Raw genomic sequence first — 16,329 nt, 5'->3', positions numbered from 1 at the left:
CACCTATTTATCATCATTGTCAGGCTTTCTTACAGAAAATTTGCGGGCCATTATCCCTGTGGCTGTTAGCTGAAAAGCATGATAAATAAGCACAGGCAACAGCACAATGCCACCAATTCCCATACTTCCAAACATAACCTTGGCCATCACACTGCCATGCATCAAAGATTTGGTGGAACCGCAAAATAAGGCTGTAATCATATCAGGCCGTGAGAGCATGGCGCGCTTTCCTGTAAAATAAATAAGAAGGTTAACCACCACAAACAGCAATACCAATATTAAAACCAGCATGAGAATCACTTCCAGACTAAATCCAACAAACAACCCACTTTTAAACGAAGTAGAAAAAGAAGTATAAACAATTGCCAGAATAACCAATTGGTCGAAGTAAGAGGTTATTTTTCGCGCATTTATTGCCCATTGGCCCAACCATCTATTCAACAGAAGACCTGTAATCAATGGCAACAACACTTGATAAGTCAGCTTTACCAGAACGGGATACATATCAAATGCCATCGGGCCATTCACAAACATTCCCATCCACAAAGGGGCAATAAAAATCCCTGCTATACTTGACAAACTCGCATTAAACACTGCAGCCGGAATATTGCCACGCGCCATAGAAACCATCACTACCGCCGATGAAACTGTGGAAGGTAATGCTGCCAGAAAAAAAACACCTAACCAAAGATTATAGTACGGACCACCTTGAAACACTCCCCTGAAAGGCAAAACCAACAAAGGAAACAAAATAAACGTAACAGACTGAATGATTGTGTGCAATGTCAAGTGCGACAAACAGCCCAATAATTGCCCCACACTCAATCGCATACCATATAAAAGAAATATGACTGAAATACCATAACCAGCCAATGATTTTAGCGAAATAACACCATCGGCAACCCCCGGCCCGGGAAACTGCCAGGCAAGGAGAATCATTAAAAAGAGGCCCGAGATAAACCAGTCAAAACCCAGTAACCGAAAAGGCGAAAACAAATGTTTAAAGAATTTATTCATCCAACCTTGAAAAACATTATAACCAGCAGTTTAAACCTGAGCAAAGATAACCTTTCGATCAAAAACTTTAAAAAAATGGGCATGAAATAAGATTTACGGTAATTTTGCCATGAAAAACAATACAAATGCGCATAGATATTCTTACAATTTTCCCCGGAATGTTCGACGGTCCATTCAGCCATTCCATTATTAAACGGGCTGTTGAAAAAGGGCATGCCGAAATCCATCTTCATGACATCCGCGACTACTCAACCAATAAACACCGCAATGTCGACGATTATGTATATGGCGGAAATGCAGGAATGGTAATGATGATTCAACCAATTGCCGATTGTATTGACAAACTTAAGTCAGAAAGAGATTACGAAGAAATAATTTTCCTCACACCGGATGGTGTATTGCTCAATCAGCACCTTTCCAATCAGCTCAGCCTGAAAGGCAATCTTATTTTATTGTGCGGGCACTACAAAGGAATAGACGAACGAATAAGAGAACAATACATTACGCTTGAAATCTCGGTAGGCGATTATGTACTTTCGGGTGGCGAACTTGCAGCAGCAATCTTAACCGATAGTATAATCAGGTTAATACCCGGAGTGTTAAGTGACGAAACATCGGCACTTACTGATTCTTTTCAGGATAACCTGCTGAGCCCTCCGGTTTACACACGTCCGGCTGATTACAAAGGACTGAAAGTTCCTGATGTACTGCTCTCAGGCAATGATAAGGAAATTAAAAAATGGAACATGGAGCAGGCTCTTGAACGCACCCGTAAGCGCCGGCCTGATTTACTGAATGAGGTTTGAGCCTGAAATAAGATTTCAGAATTGCAGGTAAAAGATAAGTTCTTACCTTATAATGAGTTCAAAAGCCTCCCCAATAAAGAAAAAAAGGACAAAATCCAATAAAATGCGCTTTGCTCAGTCATTACAATAAGCTCATTTTCAACACTAAGATAAAACACCGGAATCAAATTTGAATTAATTTCGCTTGTTGCTTGTATATTAAAAATAAAATGCCGTATATTTGCACTCATTTTTGGAAAACGCAACAATTAAATACCTAAAATAATGAGCAAGAAGGAATTAGTGAAGTTTGTTGAGGATACCCTGGTTGTAAGGAAGGAATTTCCAAGCTTCAAAGCTGGCGATACTGTTACCGTTCACTATAAAATCAAAGAGGGTGACAAAGAAAGAATTCAGCAATTTCAGGGCGTAATTTTACAGCGCTCAGGTGAAAACGCCACCGAAACCTTTACAGTCCGCAAAGTATCAGGAAACACTGGCGTTGAAAGAATTTTCCCATTCGCCTCACCATTTATTGAAAAAATTGAAGTCAATAAACGTGGTGTTGTTCGCAGAGCAAGAATTTTCTATCTCCGTGAACTCAAAGGTAAGAAAGCCAGAATCAAAGAGAAAAGAGTCTAATTCTGTTTTCATAAGTTTAAAAAAAGGTTCATTTTTTCAAATGAACCTTTTTTTTATCTCAGCATTTTTCAACCACTACGATATACCTTTTATAAGTAAATTAGCGTTAAAGAATATGCATATCCTTATTTGACTATGTTTATTAACTTCTATAGTTTTCTGATTAAATTCCGGCTCACAGTCTGCAGATTTGCTATAGCTGTTTTATTTTCCAGTGCATTCACTTTTCCTTTAGTTTCTCAGGCTCAATCTGATACCACAAAATCAAATATTGACACATCTGCCATCAATACCAATATCAGAATAAAAGCGACAGACAGCACTCGCTATGAAAAGCAAAAGCCTAGAATAGAATCTTCAAAGAGTTTCTATAATAAATTGCACAAAACTGCCACCCAAAGTTTTTTTTACCGGCAGCTTTATCCTTTGCTTTTCCGCAAACCTCGCACTGTTAGTCCTGACACACTAACCAACAGCCCTTCCAATATTCCATTCATCAGCCATAAAAATTCAGTCATCAGATCCATCAAAATAGTAAAAGTGGATGTCTTTGGCTCTTCAGTGTTTGACACTACACTCCAATCGGATATCTGGCTCGACAAAACGCTGAACAAAATTCACTTTAACACCCACGATGCAGTAATAAGAGGACTTCTACAAATAAATGAAGGCGATCGTATAGACCCTTTAAAACTGGCCGACAATGAGCGTTTGATCAGACAATCTTCTCTTTTTGAAGATGCCCGCTTTGTTGTCAGCGAAATTCCGGACAGCGACAGTGCCGACCTGACTGTCATTGTAAAAGATGTTTTCCCGATTGGTTTCGATGTTAAAGTAGCCAGTACAGAAAAAAGCACATTCAGGGTTTACAACCGGAATATCCTGGGGTTTGGCCATCAGCTTGAACAATCATTTGAATTCAATCAAAACGAAAAAAACTCCCTGTTTTTCAGCGAAAGCGCCTATAAAGTCAGGAATATCGGGAACAGCTTTACTGACGCAAAAACCTACTGGCAAAACAGACCCGATATAAAGCGATATGGGCTAGAAATAACCAAACCCTTTCTCACACCTGAAACCAGGTTGGGAGGCGGCATAAATATCCAAAAAACCACAACCTGGTTACCCGCCGACATCAGGGTAAATTCTCTGAAAATAATCTATCATCTTTATGACATATGGGGCGGTTATTCTACAATTATCAACCGCTACAAAAGCCCGTCACCCCTTCGCTCCCGGGCCGCAGTAACTTTTCGGTATTACAATGTCAATTATGTAAAATCGCCTTTAATACCAGTAATAACTGACAATCCACTTGTTTCAGTAACCCGTTATATTGCCGGTATCAGTTTGATAAAAAGTGGCTATTTTAAAAGCAACATGATTTTTGGCTTTGGCAAAACAGAAGACATTCAGTTCGGGCACTTTGCTTCATTAATTGCAGGCTATGAAACCAGCTTGCTGGCAAAAAGATACTATACAGGGTTGAATTTAGCGGCTGGTATCAGAATGAATCAGGGAGGTTTTATGAGCAACCGTATGCAATTGGGCGGATTCTGGAATCACAACAATTTTGAAGAAGGAGTATTCAGCACTCAGGTTGACTTTATTTCCAGGCTATTAAAAGTTGGAAGTATGAAATTACGAAATTATGCATCGGTAAACTTTACTTCGGGCCTCAATCAAAGTTCGCAAAGCATGATAAAGATTGGCACACCCGAAAGCATTAACTTATTTAACAAATACCCGCTTGAAGGCAATAGCCGTTTGACAGCTCACGGAGAGACTATCATTTTTACTCCATTTTACCTGCTCAGTTTTAGATTTGCATTTTATTCCCTGGTAGAAATCGCCATGATTGCCCCTTCGGGGAAGCCGCTCTTTAATCAGGCCGTTTACCCTGCCATCGGTGCCGGAATAAGAATAAAAAATGAAAATCTGGTCTTTTCCACTTTCCAATTCGGATTTACCTGGTATTTCAGACCCGATTCAAATGGCAGAAATTTATTATTTGAAGTAAAAGACCTGCCTCAAATAGGCATATCTGATTTTGAAACAGTTGCACCAGAATTTGTCAGTTTCAAATAACAAAACGCTTTTAGAATAAATCAATAATTTCCAGCTTTTTACCGTTAAATTCAAAAATATCACCTTTTTTCTTATCACGAATTGCTTTGGCAAATGGCACAACGGCCGAAATAGCAAAAAATTCCGAACCATCGTTAAGCTTGATTTTACCGATACCTATTGAAATAAATACTTTTTGTACAGGCGTAATTACAACTGCACCAAAACCTGCACTTATACAGGTTCTGGTTAAATCTATTCTGTCAAGCAGGGCAATTTCTTCCTGAACTTTATTCAGCTGTTGGGCCAGCATATCCCTTTTATTAGACAATTGAGCTCTGTATGAGTCGTAACGATCCTTCGGCTGCCCGTATTCATTGGCACTTTGCTCAGCTTCACTGATTGCCTGAACCAGATTCGCCTCATTATCCATTTTTATTTTTTTACAAACAGATGCTATTTCCCTTTTTAAATTCAGTTTGTCCATCAGGCTTTTTTTGTAAATATATAAAATATTAACGTTTTGCCGTAGTTACACATCACATTTAACTACAAAAATCATTAAAAATATCAGGGTATAAATAAACAAAACAAGAAATAAACTCCTCGCAAAAACAACTTAACAGCAAGCCACAAATCCGTAAACAAACCCATTTAGCCCGATTTGATTAAATTTGCAAAAAAAAATTATGTCACTACCTGAAAATGACCCGGTTTTTACCAAGCAAATAATTGAATTTCTGACAGTCAGCAATGAATTCTGTCATTTCACCGAAAAGGTTGCAGAATACTCGAAAGAAGATATAATTGACTATTACCGGCGGATTTTACCTTTACTATATTTGAAGGGCTCTCTGGTAAAATCAGTTACACCTTCATCGCCCGACGATTCAGAGCGTTTTGTTACAGAAGAAGAATGGGAGCTGCTTTTTAACACCATTCGCAACAAACTTTATCCTGACGATCATTTCTGGATGAGCAGTGATCCTCACGACGAAGATGCTGAGCTCGAAAAGGCTGGAATAGGAGAATGTATTGCTGATATTTATCAGGATATGAAAGACTTCCTGACACTTTACCAGAAAAACAGATACACAGCTAAAGAAAATGCAGTACATGACATATGCACCTATTATCACGATCACTGGGGGCCTGCCGCAACAAAGGCATTGTACGCACTGCATCTGTTGTTCCAGCGCAGCCAAAGTATTTAACAGCCCCATTAAATGAACTCACGTTCATAACCACTTATTTAGAATGCAAACCGGTATTTCGTTAATAAAATACCAATACTTTTGCGACAATTTATAACGATTCTAAATAACAACAGCTTGAATTTAGCAGATTTATCACCGGGTGACAAAGGCATAATTACCAAAATTCGCGGCCGCGGGGCCTTTCGGAAGCGGATACTTGAGATGGGGTTTATTACAGGAAAGGAAGTAACTGTAATTCAGAAAGCTCCTCTGCTTGATCCTGTGGAATATAATGTAATGGGCTACAATGTTTCATTGCGCAACAGTGAAGCCAGGCTTATTGAGATTATTACGGAGTCTGAAGCCATGCTACTTCCTGAAATGGTTAACAATGGCAGTGTACCAGGCAGCATTCTGATTCATAAAGCCCGGGAAAAAGGCAAAGTCATCAATGTTGCCTTTGTTGGAAATCCCAACTCGGGTAAAACAACCATCTTTAATCATGCCTCCGGCTCACGCGAAAGAGTAGGCAATTATTCTGGTGTTACTGTAGATGCCAAAGAAGCGCGCTTTAAGAAAGATGAGTATACATTTATTGTAACTGATCTTCCTGGGACATACTCCATTACAGCTTATAGTCCCGAGGAGCTGTTTGTGCGTGATTTCATCACCGATTCCATACCCGATGTGGTAGTTAATATTATTGACAGCTCAAACCTTGAGCGCAATTTATACCTTACAACTCAGCTTATCGATATGGACATCAAACTGGTAGGTGTCCTGAACATGCATGACGAACTTGAAAAAAGCGGAAACAAGCTCAATCATCAGCAGCTTGGCAACCTGCTGGGCTTCCCTTTTGTACCTGCTATCGGCTCTAAAGGCAAAGGAGTAAATGATATCCTTCAAAAAATTATTGATGTTTATGAAGACAAAGAAACTACTCTCAGGCACATCCATATCAACTACGGAGAAGTAATTGAAAAAAGCATATCCCGCATTCAGGAACTTTTGCGTAAGCCTGAAAACATCAACCTTATCGACCAGATTTCGTCGAGGTTTCTGGCAATTAAATTAATTGAAAAAGACAGAGCCAGTGAAGTTGCCATAGAAAAGGTAAGCAACTTCAAGGAAATAATGCGTGCTGTAGACGCTGAAATTGAACAAATTGAAACTTTACTGCGACAAGACACCGAGAGTCTTATTGCCGATGCAAAATATGGGTTTATAGCCGGGGCGCTGCGTGAGACTTTTGAAGCAAATGAAGTAATCCAGCGAAAGAAGAGCGAGGTCATTGACACTTTTATCACGCATAAAGTGTGGGGAATTCCTATTTTCATATTTCTCATGTGGCTCACCTTTTATGGTACTTTTAAGATTGGGCAATATCCCATGGAATGGATTGAGTCTCTTGTTGAGTTTGTTTCAGCTGAGCTTCAGGCAGGCCTGCCCGACGGGATGCTTAAGGACTTACTGATACAAGGCATTATAGGCGGCGTGGGAGGTGTCATCATCTTTCTTCCCAATATTCTGTTGCTCTATCTCTTTATTTCACTTATGGAGGATACTGGCTATATGGCAAGGGCAGTATTTATCATGGACAAGGTCATGCATAAAATTGGCCTGCATGGAAAGTCATTTATTCCTTTGCTCATGGGGTTCGGATGCAATGTTCCTGCTATTCTTTCAACCCGCATTATTGAAAGCCGGCGCGACAGGCTTATCACTATGCTCATCAATCCTTTCATGTCATGTAGTGCAAGATTACCTGTCTACATTCTGTTTATAAGTGCTTTTTTTGCATCATACCAGGGTACAATTCTCTTTGCCATGTATGCAATTGGCGTTTTTCTCGCAATCGGCTCTGCTTTGTTGTTTAAAAAAGCCATCTTTAAGCAACCTGACATGCCATTTGTAATGGAGCTCCCCCCCTATCGTACCCCTACCTTACGCTCTGTATTAAAGCATATGTGGAACCGGGCCGAACAATACCTGAAAAAGATTGGTGGAGTTATTCTTATTGCATCAATTATCATTTGGGCACTTGGATACTTCCCTCGCGAAACAGATTCTGACTTTGTATTCGACCATCAGATTGCCAACATTAAGAGTCAATATGCCACATCAATTATGCAAACTCAGCAATCAGCCGAAATCATTCAGAAGCTAAAATCGGATGAAAGCATTGCGCTGGATGAAGTTGAAATGGCCAAAGAAAGCAACCGCCAGCTTAATTCATATATTGGCAGACTCGGTCATCTGATTGAACCAGCCATGCGACCTCTGGGCTTCGATTGGAAAATGAGTGTGGCTGTGCTTTCAGGTGTTGCAGCAAAGGAAATTACTGTCGGCACACTGGGTGTTTTATATCAGGCCGGAGATGAATCAGATGAGAATTCCACTTCACTGATTTCCAAAATTCAGCAACAAACTTATCATGATGGCCCCAAAAAAGGCGAAAAAGTGTTTACTCCACTGGTTGCTTTTAGTTTCATGTTGTTTATTCTGATCTACTTCCCGTGCGTGGCTGTAGTCGCTGCTATTAAAAAGGAATCAGGCAACTGGAAATGGGCACTTTTTATTGTTGTTTATACTACAGGTTTGGCCTATTTGGCATCATTGGCTGTCTTTCAGATTGGGAGTCTCTTTTTATGATGAAGTCATGGTAAGCACATTCTTCTCACTCAACCCGCAACTTCAGTTTTACGCCTACTTGTTAATATCTGTCATTTTACTCAGGCTCCCCCTGACAGGAAGATATTTCAGGACATTAAACACTCTTTTGCACGAAAGTGGCCATGCAGTAGCTGCCATTTTAACCAGTGGAGAAGTAATTCGCATCGAACTTAACAGTGACACATCAGGCACTGCACTGACAAAAAGCAGTTCAAAATTTCGCGCTTTTCTTGTAACTTTTTGCGGTTATCCATTTGCAGCTCTGGCATCCGGCGGATTGTTGTGGCTATCGGCTCACCATCAGTACAGGTACGTATTTCTCATATTGCTGACAATTTGCCTGTTAAACCTTATGCTCTTTGTAAGAAATAGTTATGGATTGGTTTGGCTTATTACTTTTACAATCATTATCACTTTTATTGCCTGGTATCAGCACGCTCTTTTAACAGAAATTTTTTCAACCTTAATCAGCCTTATCGCTTTTGCCGAAACCATACTATCCACTATTACCATTGCATATTTGGGTTGCTTTTTACCCAAAAAAGCAGGTGATATCACCAATCTTGTGCGAATATCTCAAATACCAGCCTTTATCTGGGCATTCCTGCTTACAGCAGTCGTTGCATGTATTGTTTATTATACAATCTTGTATACTTTTCCCAATCCTGTGCAACCAATTGTCTTCTCAGTTGTTCAATCTTAACTTTTCAGCTATGGAAAATTATCAGGAAATAATAGTACTTATCATTGTTGTTCTGGCTGCTGCCGCAGCAGCGTATAAAATATTTGGTCATTTTAAAAATGCCGAGAAAGGATGCGACGGATGTGCTTCAAGTTGCTCGGGTTGCCAGTTACAGGATTTAAAAAAAGAGATTGAAGCCAAGCAGCAAAACCGGCCCCAATAATTTTTTTGCCAATTTTTCTGAAATGGTAATTTCAGACCTCCTATTAATTATATTTGTAGTGAATAGTATCCTTACATTATTAAACCTGAAATTATAGCATATCATGGTTAACAAGCAAAATTTCTACGACACTTATCAGTATTTTGACAAATCAATTATTGTTGAAATAATCGATATTTTTATCAATGAATATGCAGAGAGATTTGAGAAATTAACTAAAAATATAGCTGAAAAAGATTTTCAGAATATGCGGTTTAATGCGCATAGTCTTAAGGGTGTAATTGCCAACTTTTCTGCTCCTGTGCCGCTTGAAATGGTAAAAGTTTTCGAAAAAAATGCAGCCCATTTACTTGAAACCAATGGTGAGGATTTTGATGAAACAGCGATAACAAAAAGTCTGGAAGAGATCAAAGAAGCCACCATAACCATGGCTCATCAGCTCAGCGAGATTAAAGCTGAAATTCTGAATAGTTAGTTCAGTTAAATGAGCGACGGCTTTTTCTAGCCTGCATTATCCAGACGATTCAATCCCTGGATAGCTTTATCGTCATTCACTTTCATGCGAAGTACGCGTTCATAATCCTTTCGGGCGCTTTTAACATCTCCCATTAGCTCATAGGCATATCCACGGTTGTACAACGCATCAGTATAATCAGGATCAATCTCAAGCGCCTTTGAGAAAGCCTCTGCAGCTTTCTGATATTCCCTTTTGTACACCATCAGCACATAACCGGTATTATAATGTGCCAGTTTATTCACAGAATCTATCTGAATTATTTCGCGGTAAACACTTAGCGCCTTATCCGGATCGTTATTTTCCTGATAATACATACCCAGAATATAAAGCGGTTCTGAATTACGAGGATTAACCTGACTGGCATTTCTTAAATAATCAATGGCCAGTTTATCATGGCGAATTGAGAATATAATTCCAAGTTGTTTCAGTGCATCAAAATGCTTTTGATTGCGTGCTACTGCATTCTGATAGCTATCAATGGCTTTGGAAGTATCCCCCATTTCTTCATTGGCCAATCCGCTGATAAAAAACGCTTCTGCGTTTTGAGGATCTTTTTTTAAGGCCTCGCGCAACGAATTAAACGTTTGTTTATAATCACTCATGGTCAAATATAAACGGGCCGTTTTAACGTCAACATCTGCATCAGCAGGAGCCAGTTGTTTAGCTTTCTTAAGCGCTTCAAGTGAACGCTGTGTTTTTCCGGAGTACAGGTAAACATCAGACAAAACAAGATAAACGTCAACATTGTTTTCATCAATCGAAAGGGCTTTGTTCACATCTTGTAAAGCTTCGTTAAACAACTCCTTCTCATTAAAATACCGGGCTCTGTTGAGCCATGCATTTACCGAATTAGGCTGGCGGGCAACAGCTTCATTCAGTATTGTAAGCTGATCGCTGAGCGAATCATTTTTAACTGCATCAGACTCGGATTCGGTTCTGGTTTTAGTTGTGCATGAAACAACACTCACAAGCAGAGCAAGAAATGAGATAAAAAGTAAATGAGAAAAAAAATGTTTGCGCATAAGACCAGTACTTTTCGGTAATAATAGGGTACAAAGTTAATATTTAAAGAAACCCCTCCAATGAATATGAAGGGGTTGTGAATAGAAAAAAAATATTCAGTAAAAACTAATTCAGAATCCTTACAGGGTCTCCTGTCTAAGCGCTTCTCTTACAATTGTTTCAAGCTCTTCGGCCAGTTCGGGATTATCAAGTAACAGTTTTTTTACAGCATCTCGCCCTTGTCCGAGTTTAGTTTCTCCATAGCTGAACCATGAACCACTTTTTTTGATAATATTCCGGTCAACACCTAAATCGATAACTTCTCCAATTTTCGAAATACCTTCACCATAAATAATATCAAATTCGCCCTGACGGAAAGGAGGAGCCACCTTATTTTTAACAACTTTCACTTTTACGCGGTTCCCTACCACTGTGTCGCTATCTTTAATCTGGCTGATTCGGCGAATATCAAGTCTGACTGAAGCGTAAAACTTGAGGGCATTACCACCTGTAGTGGTTTCAGGATTGCCAAACATAACACCAATTTTTTCCCGAAGCTGATTGATAAATATACAGCAGCACCCGGTTTTACTGATGGTAGAAGTTAATTTACGCAGAGCCTGTGACATTAACCTGGCTTGTAAGCCAACTTTTGAATCTCCCATTTCTCCTTCTATTTCGCTGCGGGGAGTGAGAGCAGCTACCGAGTCAATGACAATAATATCAATAGCTCCTGATCTGATAAGATTTTCTGCAATTTCGAGTGCCTGCTCACCATTATCAGGCTGAGAAACCAATAAATCGTCAATATTAACTCCTAGTTTTCTGGCATAGTAACGGTCAAAAGCATGCTCAGCATCGATAAAAGCAGCAATACCGCCCTGTTTTTGAGATTCAGCAATAGCATGCAGAGCCAGTGTAGTTTTACCAGAAGACTCCGGGCCATATATCTCAATCACACGGCCTTTGGGCAATCCGTTAACGCCAAGAGCGGCATCCAAAGAAATTGATCCGGTTGAAATTGAAGGCATCTCCTCTACAGGCGAGTCCCCAAGTTTCATAATGGTTCCTTTGCCGTAAGATTTTTCAATTTTGTCGAGAGTTAACTGCAGGGCTTTTAACTTTTCAAGGTTATTCTCTTTAGGTTCTTTACTCATATAATGAAGGTGTTATAAATATTTAAATCGGCTTGTTAAGTTTTTCAAAGATAGCGAAACAATAAATGGCGCACAAATCAAGAATGGCAATTATCCATAAACTTATCCACATTTTGACCATCTCAACCATGAAAATTAAAATGGTTTAGCTGAATAATTCCATTGTAATAAACTCTTCATAAACCAATAATAATCATGACAACATTTAACCCGCATAAAATTCGGTCCAAGTATTCACATCAACTTCACTCAACAGATCACTAGCGGTTTAATACCTGAAATGCATGATTCTTAGTATCTACTTTAGAAATTACTTCATCAATCAAACCACGTTCATTAATGATAAAGGTTGTTCGAATTACACCTTCATACTCGCGGCCCATAAATTTTTTCAGGCCCCATACTCCGTAGTTTTTAATAATAACTTTATCGGTGTCAGGGATTAAAGGGAACGGTAGTTCATGCTTGTCAACAAATTTCATATGCGCTTTCAGCGTATCAGGACTCACTCCAATAACGCTGTACCCTTCAGCAAGTAATTGCTTATAGTTATCTCTTAAACTACAGGCTTCGGCAGTACATCCAGGAGTATCATCCTTAGGATAAAAATAAAGAACCACTTTACGTCCTTTAAATAAATCAAGTGAAATATGATTGCCTTCATGGTCAATGGCATTAATGGCCGGAGCTTTGTCTCCTGATTTTAGCGTTGTCATATTTTATTATTTAAAATGTTATATATATTTTAATTAATAAAACAATCAGAAACCTATTTGGTTCGGAAAAAAAGAAATATTTACCTCTGATAATAATTCAACATTCAAAATTAGCAAATTATATGGATATAACAAAAAGTTACTTGCCTGATTTTGCAGAACTTAATAAACCGCCGCATTGAAACAAAAAAAAACAGGGTGACGTTCAAACAAAAAAAAACCTGCTGAAACAGCAGGCTTTTTATGAACATAAACAGTCCATTAATTTTTAACCGCGTCAACAATGGCTTTAAAAGTCACCGGGTGATTCATAGCCAAATCGGCCAGAACCTTACGGTCAAGATTGATATTCTTTTGTTTGAGTTTACCCATGAAAACAGAATATGACATATCATACTCTCTTACACCGGCATTAATGCGGGTAATCCACAAACTGCGGAAATTGCGTTTTTTCTGGCGTCTGTCACGGTATGCATACACCATGCCTTTTTCGTATGCATTTTTAGCAACCGTCCAAACATTTTTCCTACGACCGAATTGTCCTTTAACGGCCTTTAGGATTTTTTTTCTGCGAGCCCTTGAGGCTACTGCGTTTACTGATCTTGGCATTTTGAATTTGTTTTTCGCTTTAGCGCTCCTTTATAAAAAGGAATCTTTGGTGCTAAAAGCAAGGGTTAATAAATTAACACGTTTAAGAAAGCATTTCTCTTACATTTTTAGCATCGGCCTTGTCAACGAGACCTGAATAAGTCAGGTTGCGTTTGCGCTTGGTCGATTTTTTTGTAAGGATGTGGCTTTTGTAAGCATGCTTCCTTTTCAGTTTACCAGTACCGGTTACATCAAACCGTTTTTTTGCACTGGATTTCGACTTCATTTTTGGCATTACAATAGTTGTTAATTGGGTTTATATTGAGTTTTTATTCAAAACTTTCTACTTTTTAGGAGCGATGATCATAATCATGCGTTTACCTTCAAGTAACGGCAGTTTTTCAACCTTTCCGTAATCTTCGAGCAATGAAGCAAACTGCAAGAGTTTAATTTCACCCTGGTCTTTATAAACAATGCTGCGTCCCCTGAAAAAAACTTCCACTTTTACTTTAGCTCCTTCTTCAAGAAACTTCATTGCATGCTTTAGTTTAAAGTTAAAGTCATGCTCATCTGTATTTGGGCCCAGTCGAATTTCTTTCACTACAATTTTTGCAGATTTAGCTTTGATTTCCTTCTGCTTTTTCTTGAGTTCGTAAAGAAACTTTTTGTAATCAGTAATTTTACAAACAGGCGGATTGGCAGTTGGTGAAATTTCGACCAAATCAAGTTCAAGCCTTTGGGCTATTGCCAGTGCATCTTTAATATTGTAGATACCTGATTCAACATTTTCTCCCACAACCCTCACAACGGGAGCCTTAATTCTCTCATTGATAAAGTGCGGATCTTCCTTTTTTCTGGGTAAAGGTCTGGGACCCCTCGGATTTCTGAACGGCGTTGCTATATTACTTCCTCCTGTGGTTAATTAATACTATATTTAAGCTGCATGAATTATTTCATAACAGCATTTACTTCATTGTTAACAAGTTCAATAAATGCTTCAGTTGTAAACGACCCAAGGTCACCCACTCCATGTCTTCTGACAGATACAGTGCCTTCTGCTTCTTCCTTTTCGCCAACTATAAGCATAAAAGGTATCTTACGAATTTCGGCATCCCTGATTTTCCTTCCGGCCTTCTCACTTCTCTCATCAATCTGGCCGCGAATTTCGGAATTATTCAGTAAATTTAAAAGCTTTTTCGAATAATCGAGATATTTTTCACTGATTGGCAGAATAATAACCTGGTCGGGATTAAGCCACAACGGGAAATTTCCGGCAGTATGTTCAATCAAAACAGCTACAAATCTTTCCATAGAGCCAAAAGGTGCACGATGAATCATGATTGGGCGATGTTTTTGATTGTCGCTGCCAATATATTCAAGTTCAAATCGTTCAGGCAGATTATAATCAACCTGAATGGTACCAAGTTGCCATTTTCGACCTAATGCATCTTTTACCATAAAGTCAAGCTTTGGACCATAAAAAGCGGCTTCGCCATATTCAACAACAGCGTCAAGCCCGGCTTCTTTTACGGCTTCCATAATAGCATTTTCGGCTTTCTCCCAGTTTTCTTCGCTACCTATGTATTTTTCGCGATTTACTTTGTCACGTAAAGATACCTGGGCTGTATAATCTTTAAAATCAAGTAATTTAAAGATATGCAGTACAATATCAATAACGGCAATAAATTCTGATTTCAGCTGATCCGGCATACAGAACAGGTGAGCATCATCTTGTGTAAATCCGCGAACTCTGGTTAAACCATGAAGCTCACCACTTTGTTCATAGCGGTAAACCGTACCAAATTCGGCATAACGAATAGGTAAATCTTTGTAAGACCTTGGTTTTGATGCAAAAATTTCACAGTGATGAGGGCAATTCATAGGTTTAAGCATGAATTGTTCTCCTTCAACCGGAGTAGAAATAGGTTGAAAACTATCTGCACCATATTTCTGAAAATGGCCTGATGTTTTATACAGGTCAACGTTTCCAATATGAGGGGTAATTACAGGCAGATATCCGGCTTTTTGCTGAACATTACGCAGAAAACGCTCCAGTCTGTCGCGAAGCATGGCACCTTTAGGCAGCCATAAAGGCAATCCCTGGCCAACTTTTTGCGAGAAAGTAAACAGTTCCAGTTCTTTACCCAGTTTGCGATGGTCGCGTTTTTTGGCTTCTTCAAGCAAAACCAGATAATCGGCCAGTTCTTTTTGTTTAGGGAAAGTAATGCCGTAAATTCTGGTTAACTGCTTGCGCTTTTCATCGCCACGCCAGTAAGCACCGGCAATATTAAGCAATTTTACAGCTTTTATTGAGCTTGTATCCGGAAGATGAGGACCCCGGCATAAATCAGTAAATGCGCCTGATTCATAAAAGGTTATTTGCCCATCTTCAAGATCATTGATCAGCTCAAGTTTATATTCATCATTTTTTTTAGAGAAATAGTCAAGAGCTTCCTTTTTGCTGACTTCGCGGCGAACATAAGCCTGTTTTTCACGGGCCAGTTCAAGCATTTTATTTTCAATGGCTTTCAGGTCATCGGCAGAGATTTCATGACTGCCAAAATCCATATCGTAATAAAATCCATTTTCTATATCAGGACCAATGCCGAATTTAACGCCAGGATAAAGCAATTCAATAGCTTCTGCCATCAGGTGAGCTGATGAATGCCACATGGTTGATTTTCCTTCGGGACTGTCCCATGTATGCAATTTAACACTGGCATCATGGTTAATTGGGCGGTTGGCATCCCAAACTTCTCCATTGATACTTGCAGAAAGTACATTGCGGGCAAGTCCTTCACTGATACTTTTAGCAATTTCAAACGCAGTTACTCCTTCAGGAAACTGTCTGACTGAATTATCAGGAAGCGTAATATTTATCATTGTATTTATTTTAGGCTTAATTCTGAAAATGGGTGCAAAGATAGCGATAAATACTGAATTACCGAATGTTGATAAAAGAAATTCCATTTAATCATAACAGATTTCAGCGCAAGTGTTTTACCCGTTCCATGCCGATGCTGTTTTAGAAAACGTGGCAACAAGGATAAACTGGAAATAG

General features: G+C 39.1%; 17 protein-coding genes. 8 read left to right on the top strand and 9 right to left on the bottom strand.

Features of this window, described 5'->3' with window-relative positions; genetic code table 11:
* Positions 1–3 precede the first annotated feature (3 nt).
* The gene (locus tag H6541_13130; protein MCB9016724.1) at positions 4–1,017 is read right to left on the bottom strand and encodes a bile acid:sodium symporter; all 1,014 of its coding nucleotides are present in this window, start codon (positions 1,015–1,017) and stop codon (positions 4–6) included.
* A 125-nt stretch (positions 1,018–1,142) separates the two neighbouring features.
* Here H6541_13130 and trmD point away from each other — a divergent pair, with 125 nt between their 5' ends.
* The 3 genes from trmD to H6541_13115 all read left to right on the top strand — a co-directional run bounded on the left by trmD (position 1,143) and on the right by H6541_13115 (position 4,532).
* Positions 1,143–1,823, top strand: coding sequence for a tRNA (guanosine(37)-N1)-methyltransferase TrmD (gene trmD / locus H6541_13125; GenBank protein MCB9016723.1), 681 nt, complete (start codon positions 1,143–1,145; stop codon positions 1,821–1,823).
* Positions 1,824–2,087: 264 nt separating this feature from the next.
* A complete protein-coding gene (rplS, locus tag H6541_13120) occupies positions 2,088–2,444 on the top strand; it encodes a 50S ribosomal protein L19 (protein ID MCB9016722.1) in 357 nt (118 codons plus the stop codon).
* Between the two features lie 135 nt (positions 2,445–2,579).
* Entirely contained in the window at positions 2,580–4,532 is a 1,953-nt protein-coding gene (locus H6541_13115; protein MCB9016721.1) for a hypothetical protein, read from the top strand.
* A 10-nt stretch (positions 4,533–4,542) separates the two neighbouring features.
* On the opposite strand, the gene H6541_13110 is transcribed toward H6541_13115, so the two are convergent.
* Positions 4,543–4,998 (bottom strand): hypothetical protein, encoded by a 456-nt coding sequence (locus H6541_13110; protein ID MCB9016720.1) that lies wholly within the window; start codon positions 4,996–4,998, stop codon positions 4,543–4,545.
* A gap of 202 nt (positions 4,999–5,200) precedes the next feature.
* Here H6541_13110 and H6541_13105 point away from each other — a divergent pair, with 202 nt between their 5' ends.
* From H6541_13105 to H6541_13085, 5 genes are all read left to right on the top strand, one after another.
* Entirely contained in the window at positions 5,201–5,725 is a 525-nt protein-coding gene (locus tag H6541_13105) for a DUF5063 domain-containing protein (protein MCB9016719.1), read from the top strand.
* Positions 5,726–5,842: 117 nt separating this feature from the next.
* Positions 5,843–8,362 (top strand): ferrous iron transport protein B, encoded by a 2,520-nt coding sequence (gene feoB, locus H6541_13100; protein MCB9016718.1) that lies wholly within the window; start codon positions 5,843–5,845, stop codon positions 8,360–8,362.
* Between the two features lie 7 nt (positions 8,363–8,369).
* Complete coding sequence (locus H6541_13095) at positions 8,370–9,086, top strand: M50 family metallopeptidase (GenBank protein MCB9016717.1); 717 nt, start codon at positions 8,370–8,372, stop codon at positions 9,084–9,086.
* Positions 9,087–9,096: 10 nt separating this feature from the next.
* Complete coding sequence (locus tag H6541_13090) at positions 9,097–9,288, top strand: FeoB-associated Cys-rich membrane protein (protein MCB9016716.1); 192 nt, start codon at positions 9,097–9,099, stop codon at positions 9,286–9,288.
* Between the two features lie 103 nt (positions 9,289–9,391).
* Positions 9,392–9,763, top strand: coding sequence for an Hpt domain-containing protein (locus tag H6541_13085; protein MCB9016715.1), 372 nt, complete (start codon positions 9,392–9,394; stop codon positions 9,761–9,763).
* A 26-nt stretch (positions 9,764–9,789) separates the two neighbouring features.
* On the opposite strand, the gene H6541_13080 is transcribed toward H6541_13085, so the two are convergent.
* The 7 genes from H6541_13080 to thrS all read right to left on the bottom strand — a co-directional run bounded on the left by H6541_13080 (position 9,790) and on the right by thrS (position 16,151).
* On the bottom strand, positions 9,790–10,827 hold the full coding sequence (locus H6541_13080) for a tetratricopeptide repeat protein (protein ID MCB9016714.1): 1,038 nt from the start codon (positions 10,825–10,827) through the stop codon (positions 9,790–9,792).
* A gap of 120 nt (positions 10,828–10,947) precedes the next feature.
* Positions 10,948–11,964 (bottom strand): recombinase RecA, encoded by a 1,017-nt coding sequence (gene recA, locus H6541_13075; GenBank protein ID MCB9016713.1) that lies wholly within the window; start codon positions 11,962–11,964, stop codon positions 10,948–10,950.
* Positions 11,965–12,224: 260 nt separating this feature from the next.
* Positions 12,225–12,680, bottom strand: coding sequence for a thioredoxin-dependent thiol peroxidase (gene bcp, locus H6541_13070; GenBank protein ID MCB9016712.1), 456 nt, complete (start codon positions 12,678–12,680; stop codon positions 12,225–12,227).
* Between the two features lie 261 nt (positions 12,681–12,941).
* Positions 12,942–13,289 (bottom strand): 50S ribosomal protein L20, encoded by a 348-nt coding sequence (rplT, locus tag H6541_13065; GenBank protein MCB9016711.1) that lies wholly within the window; start codon positions 13,287–13,289, stop codon positions 12,942–12,944.
* 82 nt (positions 13,290–13,371) lie between these two features.
* A complete protein-coding gene (gene rpmI / locus H6541_13060) occupies positions 13,372–13,563 on the bottom strand; it encodes a 50S ribosomal protein L35 (GenBank protein ID MCB9016710.1) in 192 nt (63 codons plus the stop codon).
* A 48-nt stretch (positions 13,564–13,611) separates the two neighbouring features.
* Entirely contained in the window at positions 13,612–14,169 is a 558-nt protein-coding gene (locus H6541_13055; GenBank protein MCB9016709.1) for a translation initiation factor IF-3, read from the bottom strand.
* Positions 14,170–14,216: 47 nt separating this feature from the next.
* Complete coding sequence (gene thrS, locus H6541_13050; GenBank protein MCB9016708.1) at positions 14,217–16,151, bottom strand: threonine--tRNA ligase; 1,935 nt, start codon at positions 16,149–16,151, stop codon at positions 14,217–14,219.
* Between the last annotated feature and the right edge of the window lie 178 nt (positions 16,152–16,329).

This window comes from Lentimicrobiaceae bacterium (genome assembly GCA_020636745.1).
GTDB lineage: Bacteria > Bacteroidota > Bacteroidia > Bacteroidales > Lentimicrobiaceae > Lentimicrobium.
Note: the sequence above shows the minus strand (reverse complement) of the source record. Positions and strands in the feature narration are given on the sequence as shown.